This is a genomic window from Faecalibacterium sp. BIOML-A1, from assembly GCF_009679715.1.
Classification (GTDB): Bacteria; Bacillota; Clostridia; order Oscillospirales; family Ruminococcaceae; genus Faecalibacterium; species Faecalibacterium taiwanense.
Genome location: NZ_WKZJ01000004.1, coordinates 176,758 through 189,529 on the forward strand (window position 1 = coordinate 176,758; position 12,772 = coordinate 189,529).

At 57.0% G+C, this 12,772-nt stretch carries 14 protein-coding genes; all 14 read right to left on the minus strand.

Annotated features, from left to right (window positions below; genetic code table 11):
- Positions 1-97: 97 nt before the first annotated feature.
- On the minus strand, positions 98-1,420 hold the full coding sequence (gene clpX, locus GKG36_RS06925) for an ATP-dependent Clp protease ATP-binding subunit ClpX (protein WP_097777745.1): 1,323 nt from the start codon (positions 1,418-1,420) through the stop codon (positions 98-100).
- A gap of 41 nt (positions 1,421-1,461) precedes the next feature.
- A complete protein-coding gene (clpP, locus tag GKG36_RS06930; protein ID WP_005941935.1) occupies positions 1,462-2,058 on the minus strand; it encodes an ATP-dependent Clp endopeptidase proteolytic subunit ClpP in 597 nt (198 codons plus the stop codon).
- Between the two features lie 146 nt (positions 2,059-2,204).
- The gene (gene tig / locus GKG36_RS06935) at positions 2,205-3,521 is read right to left on the minus strand and encodes a trigger factor (RefSeq protein ID WP_154259888.1); all 1,317 of its coding nucleotides are present in this window, start codon (positions 3,519-3,521) and stop codon (positions 2,205-2,207) included.
- A gap of 209 nt (positions 3,522-3,730) precedes the next feature.
- Positions 3,731-4,414 carry a metallophosphoesterase gene (locus GKG36_RS06940; RefSeq protein ID WP_005941928.1) on the minus strand — a complete coding sequence of 228 codons (684 nt, stop codon included), beginning with the start codon at positions 4,412-4,414 and terminating at the stop codon, positions 3,731-3,733.
- A gap of 34 nt (positions 4,415-4,448) precedes the next feature.
- A complete protein-coding gene (thrC, locus tag GKG36_RS06945) occupies positions 4,449-5,909 on the minus strand; it encodes a threonine synthase (protein WP_097775638.1) in 1,461 nt (486 codons plus the stop codon).
- Between the two features lie 99 nt (positions 5,910-6,008).
- The gene (locus GKG36_RS06950) at positions 6,009-6,371 is read right to left on the minus strand and encodes a YraN family protein (protein WP_173012912.1); all 363 of its coding nucleotides are present in this window, start codon (positions 6,369-6,371) and stop codon (positions 6,009-6,011) included.
- Complete coding sequence (locus tag GKG36_RS06955; RefSeq protein ID WP_154259891.1) at positions 6,368-7,015, minus strand: ribonuclease HII; 648 nt, start codon at positions 7,013-7,015, stop codon at positions 6,368-6,370. The genes GKG36_RS06950 and GKG36_RS06955 overlap by 4 nt, the downstream gene beginning before the upstream one ends.
- Positions 7,012-7,935 carry a ribosome biogenesis GTPase YlqF gene (gene ylqF / locus GKG36_RS06960; protein ID WP_005941918.1) on the minus strand — a complete coding sequence of 308 codons (924 nt, stop codon included), beginning with the start codon at positions 7,933-7,935 and terminating at the stop codon, positions 7,012-7,014. Before ylqF ends, GKG36_RS06955 begins: the two co-directional genes overlap by 4 nt.
- A complete protein-coding gene (lepB, locus tag GKG36_RS06965; protein ID WP_154259893.1) occupies positions 7,932-8,480 on the minus strand; it encodes a signal peptidase I in 549 nt (182 codons plus the stop codon). Before lepB ends, ylqF begins: the two co-directional genes overlap by 4 nt.
- A gap of 170 nt (positions 8,481-8,650) precedes the next feature.
- Positions 8,651-8,992: a 50S ribosomal protein L19 gene (rplS, locus tag GKG36_RS06970; RefSeq protein WP_022257134.1), complete on the minus strand. Its 342-nt coding sequence runs from the start codon at positions 8,990-8,992 to the stop codon at positions 8,651-8,653.
- Between the two features lie 215 nt (positions 8,993-9,207).
- Positions 9,208-9,852, minus strand: a complete 645-nt coding sequence (locus tag GKG36_RS06975; protein ID WP_154259894.1) for a TIGR03936 family radical SAM-associated protein — start codon at positions 9,850-9,852, stop codon at positions 9,208-9,210.
- Positions 9,827-11,689, minus strand: coding sequence for a TIGR03960 family B12-binding radical SAM protein (locus GKG36_RS06980; RefSeq protein WP_154259896.1), 1,863 nt, complete (start codon positions 11,687-11,689; stop codon positions 9,827-9,829). Before GKG36_RS06980 ends, GKG36_RS06975 begins: the two co-directional genes overlap by 26 nt.
- A gap of 65 nt (positions 11,690-11,754) precedes the next feature.
- Positions 11,755-12,240, minus strand: coding sequence for a peptidase (locus tag GKG36_RS06985; RefSeq protein ID WP_154259897.1), 486 nt, complete (start codon positions 12,238-12,240; stop codon positions 11,755-11,757).
- Positions 12,237-12,767, minus strand: a complete 531-nt coding sequence (locus GKG36_RS06990; RefSeq protein ID WP_243145076.1) for a M23 family metallopeptidase — start codon at positions 12,765-12,767, stop codon at positions 12,237-12,239. Before GKG36_RS06990 ends, GKG36_RS06985 begins: the two co-directional genes overlap by 4 nt.
- Positions 12,768-12,772: the final 5 nt, after the last annotated feature.

The following is a 12,772-nucleotide window of genomic DNA, read 5'->3' on the forward strand; positions in this document are numbered from 1 at the left end:
CAAGAATAATAAAGCAAAAAGCCCTGCCAAAAGCAAAAAGCTTTTGAAACAGAGCTTGAATGCCGGGTCTTTGCTCCCCTGCTGTACGCTAAAAGCGTCAGCTCAGAGCGACCTGATTTTTATAGCGCTTGCGCACCGCGCCGTATTCCAGATGTGCTTCGCCGCCTTCCACGGTATCTTCATCCACAGTTACGCGGATGATGGTAGCATCGGTGGGCACCTCGTACATGATGGGCAGCAGAATGCTTTCCATCACGCTGCGCAGGCCGCGGGCACCGGTCTTGCGCTCGATCGTCTTGCGGGCAATGGCGTGGAGTGCTTCGTCAGTGAAGTTCAGTTCCACATTATCCATGCTCAGAAGTTCCTTATACTGCTTCACAAGGCTGTTGCGCGGCTCCTTGAGCACGCGAACCAGAGCGTCCTCGTCCAGATCGTCCAGCACGGTAATGACCGGCAGACGGCCGATCAGTTCCGGGATCAGGCCGAACTTGACCAGATCGTGGGGCTCCACCTTGCGCAGCAGAGCCTTCTCCGCTTCGCTGGAATTATCCTTCAGGCTGCTGCCGAAGCCCAGTGCGGACTTATCGGTGCGGCGCAGGATATACTTATCCAAGCCATCAAATGCACCGCCGCAGATGAACAGGATGTTGGTGGTGTCGATCTGGATGAACTCCTGCTGCGGGTGCTTGCGGCCGCCCTGCGGAGGAACATTGCTCACAGTGCCCTCCAAAATCTTCAGCAGGGCCTGCTGCACGCCCTCGCCGCCCACATCGCGGGTGATGGAGGGGTTCTCACTCTTGCGGGTGATCTTGTCGATCTCGTCGATATAGATAATACCGATCTGTGCCTTCTGCACATCAAAATCCGCTGCTTGGATCAACTTGAGCAGAATGTTCTCCACATCCTCGCCCACATAACCGGCTTCGGTCAGGGTGGTGGCATCGGCAATGGCGAAGGGAACGCCCAGCATTTTTGCCAGAGTCTGTGCCAGCAGGGTCTTGCCCACGCCGGAAGGACCCAGCAGCAGCACGTTGGACTTCTGCAGCTCCACATCGCTGCCCTTGCCGCTGAGGATGCGCTTGTAGTGGTTGTAGACCGAGACGGCCAGCACACGCTTTGCCTCGTCCTGACCGATCACATACTGATCCAGACCTTCCTTGATCTCGGCCGGGGTCAGGATGTTGATATCCAGATCGTCCGCAGGCTGGATGTGTGCACGGTTTGCACCGCGGGCCGGTCGGGCGCTTTTGGGCTGATCCGGCTTGTCGGAAAGCAGGTCGTGGCACAGGCCGATGCATTCGCTGCAGATATTGACACCGGGGCCGATGATCATACGCTCCACTTCGTCCTGATGCTTTCCGCAGAAGCTGCAGACCAGATCCTTTTCGTTTTTGTCTCTGCCGGAATTGTTATTTGCCATAGCTGTTTTTCCTTATCCTGGGTAAATTAAATGTCGGCGGCTCAGCGGTGGGCAATGACCTCATCGATCAGGCCGTATTCCTTTGCCTGCAGTGCGGACATATAGTTGTCGCGCTCGGTATCCAGCTGGATCTTTTCCAGCGGCTGGCCGGTGTACTCGCTGAGCATGCGGTTCATCTTATCGCGGATATACACCATGTGCTCGGCATGGATCTTGATATCGGTGGTCTGGCCGGAAAGGCCGCCGCCCTGCCCGCCGATCAGCGGCTGATGGATCAGAATTTCCGAGTTGGGCAGTGCAAAACGCTTCCCCTTGGTGCCGCTTGCCAGCAGGAAGGCACCCATGGAAGCTGCCATGCCCATGCAGATGGTGGAAACATCGCACTTGATATACTGCATGGTATCGTGGATGGCCATGCCGGCGCTGATGGAGCCGCCGGGGCTGTTGATATACAGGCTGATGTCCTTGTCCGGGTCCTGCCCTTCCAGATACAGCAGCTGTGCCACAACAAGGCTGGCGGAGGTATCGTTGACATCCTCGCTCAGAACGATGATGCGATCGTTCAAAAGACGGGAGAAAATATCATAGGAACGCTCGCCATGGGACGACTGTTCCACAACGTAAGGAACAAAACTCATAAAGTTCGCCTCCTGAAATGGAATATAGTATTTGCAAAATTGACCGATACGGTTTCCCTGCCGGTTCTGCCGTATCGGTCAATTTTTACAACCTTTGATTGAAACCGTGCAGCATACTGCCCGCTTCAAAGGAACACAGGAGCTGATTACTCAGCGTCTGCAGCCTTCTCTTCCTCAGCAGCCTTCTCCACGATGTTTGCGTGGCTCTTGATGAAGTCGATGGCCTTGTTGATGGCCAGATCCTTCTTCAGGTCGTCAACATTGACCAGCTCACGAACCTTGTCCTCTTCCATCTTGTACTGGTCAGCGATGCGCTTGATCTCAGCGGAAACTTCCTCCTCGGAAGCCTCGATGTTCTCAGCAGCAGCAACAGCCTCCAGAGCCAGACGGATCTTGACCTGCTTCTCAGCCTGCGGCATGAAGGAAGCGCGGAACTGCTCCATAGTCTGGCCCATATACTTCAGGTAGTCCTCGAGGCGCAGGCCCTGCTGCTCCACGCGGAATGCAAAGTCGTTGACCATCTCGTCCATGCGGGTATCATACATTGCCTGGGGGATCTCACCCTCCATGCTCTCGATGACCTGATCCACCAGAGCGTTCTCAACAGCCAGATCGTCCTGCTTGTCCAGCTGCTCCTGATTGTTCTTGCGGATGGAAGCCTTGAACTCGTCCAGAGTGTCGTACTCAGAGCAATCCTTAGCCAGCTCGTCATCCAGAGCAGGCAGCTCCTTGTACTTCACTTCGTGCAGCTTGATCTTGAACACAGCAGCCTTGCCAGCCAGTTCGGCAGCCTGATACTCGGTGGGGAAGGTAACATTCACGTCGAACTCTTCGCCAGCGGAGTGGCCCACGATCTGATCCTCAAAGCCGGGGATAAAGCTGCCGCTGCCCAGAGTCAGGCTGTAGTGCTCGGCCTTGCCGCCCTCGAAAGCCACGCCATCGACGAAGCCCTCGAAGTCGATATCAGCGATGTCGCCGTTCTCAGCAGCGCCCTCACGGGTCAGCTCACGGGCATTGCGCTCCTGCACACGCTTCAGCTCAGCTTCAACAGCCTCGTCAGAAACAGTATGGACAGTCTTTTCAACCGTCAGACCATTGTAGCTGCCAACCTTGACTTCGGGCTTGACAGCGACCTTGACGGTCAGGGTGACACCGTTGGTCTCATCAGCAGAGTCAACAGTGACCTCCGGACGGCCGACCGGCTCAACGCCAGCTTCCTTGACAGCAGCCTCGAAAGCCTCGGGGAACAGCTCATTGATGGCATCATAGGTAAAGACATCAGCGCCGTACATCTTCTCGATCAGAGCGCGGGGAGCCTTGCCCTTACGGAAGCCGGGAACAGCGTACTTCTTGCCTTCCTTCTTGAAAACATCGGCAACAGCCTTCTTGAAAGCCTCTGCGTCGATGGAGAACTGCAGTTCTGCCATGCTCTTCTCGAGCTTTTCACACTTGATGAAATTCATTTGTTTTTCCTCCACTCAAAAATTCTATTGCGCAGGGCAGGAAGTTTTTGCCCTTTGCAACCGCGCACTGCGTCCTGGATGAACTTGCTTTTGCAATATGCGGGGACGCGCGCGCTCAATTGGGTGCAACAATCGCGTCAAAAACTATTATAGCACGCTCCTGACACAATTGCCAGCCCAAATTGTTAATTTTTATTGGTTTTAACGGTTCAATTGATGCGGTACGGGCAAAAACGCAGCCCATCGGCACTGACCAGCTTGTAGTGGATGCCATCCACATCGCCCTGCACCGCATAGCGGATGGCATTGCCGTGCAGATGGCCATAGTAGCAGGTCCTGATGCTGTATTCCTTTAAGGTGGCCACGATCTCCGGCGCACTGGTGCCGGTATACACCGGCGGATAGTGCAGGAACACCAGCTTTTCCAGCCCGGGTTCGGCGGCATCAAGGCTCATGCGCAGCCGTCCGATCTCGCGGTTCATCACCTTTTCGTCGTGGGCCTCGCCTGCATCAAACAGCCAGCCGCGGGTACCGCACAGTGCATACCCCTCTACACTGTAGGAGTTGTTGTGCAGAATGTGCAGGGTATCAAAGCCTTCTGCTTTGAGGTAGGCATTCATCTTGTTCACGGTAGACCACCAGTAATCGTGGTTGCCCTTCATGATGATCTTCTGCCCGGGCAGGCTCTGCAGAAATTCAAAATCCTTACGGGTATCGGTCAGGCGCATGGCCCAGCTGATATCGCCCGCCAATACAATGGTATCCTCTGGTTTGATGAGCTTGCGCCAGTTTTTCTCAAGGCGCTCCACATAATCATTCCAGCCGGGAAAAATATCCATCGGCTTGGAAGCGCCCAGAGAAAGGTGGGTATCGCCAAGCACAAAAAGTGCCATGTTTTTTCTCCTGTTCTAAATGCAGCAGGATGTGTTATTCCTGATAGCCCAGCGCCACCTCGGCGATCTGCGCAGGATCGATCACGGTGTTAAAGCGCTCCGGCTTCTGGCGCAGTGCGGCAAGGCTTGCCGGTGCGGTATGCGCGGTAGCTGCTTCCAGCTGCTGCATTGCTTCAAAATCATTTTCCGGGGCGGTGCGGCCCAGTGCTTCCAGCACACTGCGCGGGAACTTGAAGGGAGACGCGGTGGACAGCACCACCATGGGCACGCCCTCGCGCTTTTTCTGCGCTGCCACATGGAACGCAACGGCGGTGTGGGTATCACACAGGTAATTGTCCTTCTCGTAGCGGACACGGATCTCCCCTGCCACTTCTTCCTCACTGCTCCAGCCGCAGGAGAAGTTCTCCTGAATGGCAGCCAGCGTCTCCGGACGCACAGTATAGCTTCCGGTCTCGGCAAGGCTCTTCATCAGGCCCGCCACCTCGGCATCACTGCCGGTGACATGGTACAGAAGGCGCTCGAGGTTCGAGGACACCAGAATGTCCATGCTGGGCGAGGTGGTCTTGAAAAACTCCCGCTTTGCGGTGTAGGTGCCGGTGGTGAGGAAATCGGTCAGCACGTTGTTCTCGTTGGAAGCGCAGACCAGCTTGCCCACGGGCAGGCCCATGCGCTTTGCATAGTAGCCTGCCAGAATGTCGCCGAAGTTACCGGTGGGTACGCAGAAGTCCACTTCATCGCCGAAGGTGATCCTGCCCGCCTTGAGCAGCTGGGCATAGGCGGCAAAGTAATAGACGATCTGCGGCACCAGACGGCCCCAGTTGATGGAGTTGGCGCTGGACAGGCGGATGTTCCGCTTGGCAAGCTCTGCTGCAATGGCAGTGTCACCAAAGACCTTCTTCACACCGGTCTGTGCATCATCAAAGTTGCCGCGCACAGCGTACACTGCCACGTTGGCACCCTCCTGCGTTGCCATCTGCAGGCGCTGGATCTCGCTGGTGCCGCCCGTGGGATAGAACACTGCGATCTCCACGCCCGGGATATCATGGTAGCCGTCCAGAGCTGCCTTGCCGGTATCGCCGCTGGTCGCCACAAGGATCAGGGTCTTTTCCGTGCGGCCCAGATTCTTTTTGGCTTCCACCAGAAGCTTCGGCATCAGCTGCAGAGCATAATCCTTGAATGCACAGGTAGGGCCATGCCACAGCTCTAAGGCATAGGTGTCCCCTTCCACCGGGGCAAGATAGCCTGCCTTGCCGCCAAAGGCCTCTCCGTAGGTCTTGTGGGCAGCTTCGGTCAGGAAATCCTGCGAGTAGTCGGTCAGATATTCTTTGATGACGGCAGCTGCCATGGCCGGGTAGTCCAGCTCGCACAGTGCCTTCACATCCACCTGCGGAAAGCTTTCCGGTACAAACAGACCGCCCTCGTTGGACAGGCCCTGTGCGATTGCTTCCGAGGAAGTCACTTTGCGGTTTTGGTCTCTGGTACTAAAAAACTGCATTGTTGTCGCTCCTTTTTCGCCGTAGAACGTGAAAAGCACGCTCTTCTGCTGTGGCAGAGAAGCCCTCTGCCCGTACATTTTCCCACCGGGGCCGTTGCTTTACGTGAGAAAAGCGCCCCTTATAATATGTACCATCCAGCGCCCGCTGTCAAGAGGGAACACTTCTGCCACGTCAAATCGTACCGGTGCATCGCTCAGGCCGTTCTGCTGCAGATAATACTGTGCCGCACAGATCAGGCGGCGCTGTTTGGGCCGGTCCACCGCTTCTGCCGGGCTGGCCAGAGAGCCTTCCGCACGGGTCTTGACCTCACAGATGACAATGGTCCCATCCGGCTCCTGCACCACAACATCCAGCTCACCCATCCGGGTGTGGAAGTTGTGTGCCAGCAGCCTGCAGCCCTGCTTCTGATACCAGCGGGCCGCAGCTGCTTCTCCCCTGCGCCCTGTCTCGGCGCGGTTCACTTTCCGTTCTCCGGCCAGTAGCCCTGCTTTTTGAGGAAGCTGCGGCGGTAGAACGGCTGGATGCCGTACTGGGCAATCATCTCATAGTGGAGCTTGGTCGGGTAGCCCTTGTGCTTTGCCAGCTGATACTGCGGATACTGTCTGTCCAGTTCCAGCATATAGCGGTCACGGCTGACCTTGGCAAGGACGGATGCTGCGCCGATGCTGGCACTGGTGGCATCGCCCTTGACCACCGGCTGTGCCGGGACCAGCAGCCCTGCCGGGGTGCGGTTTCCATCCACGAGAACAAGGTTCGGCACGATGTCCAGCTCTTCCACAGCCTGCTTCATGCCGCCCATGGTGGCGTTGAGGATGTTGTCCCGGTCAATGATCTCCGGCCCCACAAAAACAATTTTGTAGGCCAACGCCTTTTCAATGATCTCATCAAACAGAGCTTCCCGCTTTTTCTCGGTAAGCTTTTTGGAGTCGTTGATGCCAAAGACCGGATTCTCCGGGTCCAGAATACAGGCCGCTACGCACACCGGGCCGCACAGAGGGCCGCGTCCGGCTTCGTCCACGCCTGCAAAGCAGCCGTACTGACTGCGTACAGCGGCATCGTATTCATACAGCGGAGCCGAGATCTCCTCGTCGGAACGGCGCTTCATTCGTCATCCTCCTCGGCAAAATCAGCCAGATCATCCCGCTGCGGCGGACGCTCCAGCGAGATGCGGCCCCACTTGCAGGCGCGGAACTCGTCCACCAGCATAATGGCGCAGCGCTCGGTGTTCACCTCGCCGCCGCGCACCAGCAGACCGCGCTTGCGGCCGATGGCTTCCATCAGCTCGTAGGGCGGCAGGGCCAGCGTTTCGGCATCCAGCTTGTAGCGCTGGGCCACAAGGTCGGGGTAGTTGCGGCGCACCTCGTCCAGCAGGTTCATGGCCAGCTCTTCCACATCCAGAATATCATCCTTGATGGAGCCGATAAAGGCCAGATTGGACGCAATGGTCTTGGAGTCGAACTTCTTCCACAGTACGCCGGGCATATCCAGCAGATCAAATTTGTCGGTGCTGACCCACTGTTTGCCCTTGGTTACGCCCGGGCGGTCTGCCGCCTTGGCGCGGGCAGAGCCTGCAAAGGTGTTGATGAAGGTGGATTTGCCCACATTGGGGATGCCGCACAGCATCACCTGTGTTTTGGCACCGCCCATGCCGCGGTTCTGGCGGCGTTCCAGCAGGCCCGCCAGTTCTTTTTCAATGGCAGCCTTTACCGCATTGGCACCGCCCTTCTGCTTGGCGCTGATGGCCACACAGCCAGCATCTGCCGCACGGAAATACTTGATCCACTCTTCCGTTACAGCCGGGTCTGCCAGATCGGCCTTGTTCAGCGCGTATAGTTTCGGCTTGCGGGCCGTGATGCGCTCGATCTCCGGGTTCAGGCTGGAAAGCGGGATGCGGGCATCCAGCAGCACAAGGCTTGCATCCACATGCTGGATCTCCTGCTCCATCATGCGCAGAGTCTTGGTCATGTGGCCCGGGAACCACTGAATATTGTACTGGTTTGCAAAGCGGGTATCCATTTCGTTCATTTTACCACCCCAAAATCTGTAAAGGGCATAAAGCACACAAGCACCTTGCCCAGAATATCCCGTTCGTCGATGCAGCCCACATAGGTGGAGCGGCTGTCCAGCGACTGGTTGCGGTTATCACCCATCACGAACACCGTGCCCTCCGGCACCGTATACGGGAAAGTTACATCATAGCCAAGATAGGTAGGTTCTGCAATGTAGTCCTCCTGCAAGACCTCACCGTTCACCGCCACGGTGCCGGTCGCATAATCGATGGAGACCGTATCGCCGCCTTTGGCGATGACACGCTTGACCAGCGGTTTACCGTAGGAGGTATAACTGTCCACAATGACCACGTTACCACGCTGCGGTGTATAGCCTGCTCCCCACACGATGAGCTTATCACCGTTCACCAGTGTGGGCACCATGGAGCTGCCGTCCACCTGAATGATGCGGAAGAAAAACGAAAAGATCAGCACCAGCACCAGCGCTGCCGAGATCAATGCCTCGTACCATTCCAGCAGGTTCTGCCCACGCACGGGCTTTGCCTGTTCCTGTTTTTCCATATCCGGTACACCTCACCTTCTGGTTTTACACTGCTGACCCGATTATACCGCAGCCGACAGGCTCTTCGCAAGAACGGTGCCTGCAAAAAGCCGCATTTTTTCCGAAATTTTGATAAAGAAAAAAGGGACAACAAGGTTGTCCCTTTTCTCCCGTTTCAAATCGGGGATAATCAAATATCGCTCTTGACCTTGGCAGCCTTGCCCGTACGACCACGCAGGTAGAACAGCTTTGCGCGGCGGACCTTGCCCTTGCGGACAACGGTGACCTTCTCAACGAAGGGGCTGTTGATGGGGAAGACACGCTCGATGCCAACACCGTAAGCAACGCGGCGAACGGTGAAGGTCTCAGCAACGCCACCGTGCTTTTTTGCGATCACAGTGCCCTCAAAGGCCTGAATGCGCTCACGGTCGCCTTCCTTGATACGAACATCAACGCGGACGGTATCGCCAACGTTGAACTGGGGCTTTTCAGCCTTGATGCTGCCTTCAGAAATAATCTTCAGTGCGTCCATTTTTGAATCCTCCATTTGTTTTTAGACGTTCATACACGGCACTTTGCCGTCAGAGGACCGCCCGTTTAATGATATTGTCATTAACCCCGCTGTGGTCTCAGCGGACACTAACGCCTAAATAGGATATCACAAAACCTGCGTAAATGCAAGCGTTCTGACCAAAATAAATGCAAAAATTTTCTGTTTTGCCCAACAGACGGTCTTTCACGCTCCGATCAGACAAACAGCTGCTTATCTGCCGTCAAAAACTTTTTGCGCAGGATGTTGGCGCTGACGGCAGGCAGACCGAATTTTTCTTCCAGAAAGCCGGTGAGCAGCGAGGGGTTCAGGTTCAGCTCCTGCGCAGCGGGCAGGCACAGCTCAATGTGCAGGCTGTCCCCCTCCGTGGTGTACTCCACCTGCGGGATGTGATCCTTCAGCTCAATGATCTTGTTGCCTTTTTTGCCGTGCTTTTCCACCGGAGCGCTTTCCAGCGCATTGTACGCATCCAGCGCCGCAGCCGCTGCCGCCGGGTAGGTGATGCGATAGCATGCGTAGGCAATGAGGTCCGCCTTCATCTGCACCGGGCCAACGTGCGTGATCACGATGCCTGCGGGCATGATGGCATTGAGGGCCGCTTTCCACTGTTCAAAATCCGGGGCTTCCGCTTCGGTCTTGACGTCCACGCACTCGCACTCGCTCTCCTGCCCCAGCGAAAGCGGGCAGGCAAAGGTCATATAGATGTGGGGATTGAAACCCAGCGTATGCCACACCGGCAGGCCGCTGCGCTTGAGCACCCGCTGCATCACCCGCTGCAGGTCCAGCAGGGAGATGTAGGAGGCCTCATTCTTTTTCTCAAACGAGATTCTGACTGTAATCAAAGCAGGGACCTCCTAACAGGTGATTTGCACCGCAGCCGTGGCAGGCACGGTTGCAGGGCTGGGTGGTCTGGGCGGCAAGAGCCTTTTGGTACTCCCGCACCAGATATTCATGGGTGACACCGTAATCCATGTGGGACCAGGGCGTCACTTCGTCCAGACCGATGGGACGCTGGCAGTAGAACGCCGGGTCGATGCCCAGATCAGCAAAGGTCTGCAGCCAAGTATCGTACTTGAAGCACTCCTCCCAGCCGTCAAAGTAGCAGCCGCGCTTGTAGGCTTCCACAATGACCGGTGCCAGACGGCGGTCGCCCTTGGCAAACACGCCCTCCAGAAAGCTGGTGGTGCTGTCGTGATAGTTGACCTTGATCTTGCGGCTGCGCACACTTTCCAGCAGATGCTTCTGCTTGGCGCGCAGCATTTCTTCGGTGTCCATAGGCACGAACTCAAACGGCGTATGGGGCTTGGGCACAAAGCAGGCACAGCTGATGGTCACCTGTACACCCTTGCCCTTGCCGCGCTTGGGCAGCGAATAATAGAGGTCTACCACCTTCTGCGCCGTCTCTGCGATGCCCTCAATGTCCTCCATGGTCTCAGTGGGCAGGCCCATCATGAAGTAGAGCTTGACCGAGGTGTAGCCCGCATTGAATGCAATGGTGCAGGTCTTTTCGATCTCGTCCCATGTGACATTCTTGTTGATGACGTTGCGCAGGCGCTGGGTGCCGGCTTCGGCGGCGAAGGTCAGGCCGCTCTTGCGCACCTTGGTGGTCTTTTCAATGAGGCTCTGGGAAAAGTTGTCCACGCGCAGCGAAGGCAGCGACAGACTCACATGCTCCTTGGGTGCCCACTCGTTCAGATCGTCCAGCAGCTCTTCCAGCTGGCCGTGGTCAGAGGTGGACAGGCTGGAAAGGCTCAGCTCCTCATAGCCAGTGTTAGCGCACAGCTCCTGCGCCGCCCTGTTCAGAAGGCCCGCGTCACGCTGGCGCATGGGGCGGTACAGAAAGCCCGCCTGACAGAAACGGCAGCCACGCACACAGCCGCGCAGCACCTCGATGCTGGCGCGGTCCTGAATGGCACCCACCATGGGCACCACGAAATTCGTGGGCGGGGCAAACTCGTTCAGGTCCTTGATGATCGCCTTGGTGATGCGCGCCGGGATGCCCGGCTCATTGGGTGCGATGGCCTTGACCCGGCCATCTTCGTAATACTCCACATCGTAGAATGCCGGAATATAGACGCCGGGGATCTTTGCAATGCGCAGCAGCAGCTCCTTTTTGGAGACGCCGCCCTCCTTCTTGGCCTTTTCGATCTCGGCGCAGATGCCGGGCAGCTGGTTTTCGCCCTCGCCCAGCTGGACCACATCAAAAAAGTCCGCAATGGGTTCCGCGTTGCAGGCGCAGGGGCCACCCGCCACGATCAGCGGCCAGCTTTCATCGCGATCCTTGGAATAGAACGGGATGCCTGCCAGATCCAGCATAGCCAGAATATTGGTATAGGAAAGCTCGTACTGCAGGGTGAAGCCCACTGCATCAAAAGCGGTGAGCGGGTCCTTGCTCTCCATGGTGTAGAGCGGCAGACCAAGACGCTCCATCTCGGCCTTCATATCCAGCCACGGCATAAAAGCACGCTCGCACCACCAGTTTTCGTGGCTGTTGAGCAGCTCATACAGGATCTTTTCGCCGAGGAAGGACATACCTACCTCATAGGTGTCCGGAAAGCAGAACGCAAAGCGGACATCCACTTTTTCTTTGTCCTTATATACACTGCCGGGTTCTCCGCCGGTATAACGGCCGGGCTTCTGTACCCGTCCCAGTGCTTCTTTCAGTTTTGGATCAAACATCGAGTCCTCCAATAAACAGTCCATTTTTACACGTCATTTTATTGTACCCGAAATGAGCTGTTTTTTCAATCATTTCCCTTAAACTTTTTGCCTGCACGCCGCATTTCACACAGGCAGGATGCCAGCTGCGCCCCATCCAGCGGTGGAACGGGCAACAGATTGAATCCCCCGGTCAGCAGATTTGCCGCCCAGAAGGCACTGCCGCGGATGGTCAGTTCCTGTTCCAGCCGCAGTGCCCAGATGCCTGCCAGCATGAAATTGACCGCCGGGCCTACAGCAGCCAGCCAGAAGAGCCGCCCCGGTGAAAGGCCCCGGGCCGGAGCGTCCATCCGCATACAAAAGCCGGTCATGGTCACCTCAATGACCGGAAAGCGGCGCAGCAACGCACAATACACCAGAATGTGCCCGCACTCGTGCAGGAACGCCGCCAGCAGCCCCAGACGCAGAAAGCCGCTTGCATCAAAGTAGAGCAGAAAATACAGTGCGCTACACAAAAGCAGCGGGTCGCGGAACACCAGCGGCCCCAGCTGCCGGGAATCATGCAGCTTCATGAGGAAAGGCCCAGCGCATCCGCCGGGTCACAGGCTGTTCCCTGCCGGTACAGTTCAAAATGCAGGTGCGCTCCCGTAGCGCGCCCGCTGCGCCCTGCTGCGCCCAGCAGCTGCCCTGCTTCCACCACCTCGCCCGGGCGGACATAGGCGTACTGCAAATGGGCGTAAAGTGACCCGCTGCCATCTGTATGGAGAACACGCAGACAGGTGCCATAGCTTGTGCTGCGGTATGCCTGCACCACCGCACCGCCTTCCGCAGCAAGCACTTCTGTTCCCTCTGCACAGGCAAGATCAATGCCCTTATGGAACGTCCTTTCCCCGGTAAAAGGATCCTGCCGCCAGCCGTATCCGTCCGAAACACGGTACTGTGTGGTGTCCAGCGGGAAACAGAGCTTCCCCGTTTTTTTCTGCGCCCGCACCGGAAGCACCAAGCACACCAGCAGTCCGGCTAAAACTGCCAGAAAAATCACCCTCCGTCTGGGCTGCTCCCTGCCGTGCCCGGCTCGTCCCCATCGCTTTGCCCGCACCTTCT

Excerpts from the sequence above, each read along its gene's own strand:
- lepB (WP_154259893.1), bottom strand. The coding sequence starts at position 8,480 with ATGGAAAAACAGGAACAGGCAAAGCCCGTGCGTGGGCAGAACCTGCTG.
- rplS (WP_022257134.1), bottom strand. The coding sequence starts at position 8,992 with ATGGACGCACTGAAGATTATTTCTGAAGGCAGCATCAAGGCTGAAAAG.
- GKG36_RS06940 (WP_005941928.1), bottom strand. The coding sequence starts at position 4,414 with ATGGCACTTTTTGTGCTTGGCGATACCCACCTTTCTCTGGGCGCTTCC.
- clpX (WP_097777745.1), bottom strand. The coding sequence starts at position 1,420 with ATGGCAAATAACAATTCCGGCAGAGACAAAAACGAAAAGGATCTGGTC.
- ylqF (WP_005941918.1), bottom strand. The coding sequence starts at position 7,935 with ATGAACGAAATGGATACCCGCTTTGCAAACCAGTACAATATTCAGTGG.
- GKG36_RS06955 (WP_154259891.1), bottom strand. The coding sequence starts at position 7,015 with ATGAAGCGCCGTTCCGACGAGGAGATCTCGGCTCCGCTGTATGAATAC.
- thrC (WP_097775638.1), bottom strand. The coding sequence starts at position 5,909 with ATGCAGTTTTTTAGTACCAGAGACCAAAACCGCAAAGTGACTTCCTCG.
- clpP (WP_005941935.1), bottom strand. The coding sequence starts at position 2,058 with ATGAGTTTTGTTCCTTACGTTGTGGAACAGTCGTCCCATGGCGAGCGT.
- GKG36_RS06980 (WP_154259896.1), bottom strand. The coding sequence starts at position 11,689 with ATGTTTGATCCAAAACTGAAAGAAGCACTGGGACGGGTACAGAAGCCC.
- GKG36_RS06985 (WP_154259897.1), bottom strand. The coding sequence starts at position 12,240 with ATGAAGCTGCATGATTCCCGGCAGCTGGGGCCGCTGGTGTTCCGCGAC.
- tig (WP_154259888.1), bottom strand. The coding sequence starts at position 3,521 with ATGAATTTCATCAAGTGTGAAAAGCTCGAGAAGAGCATGGCAGAACTG.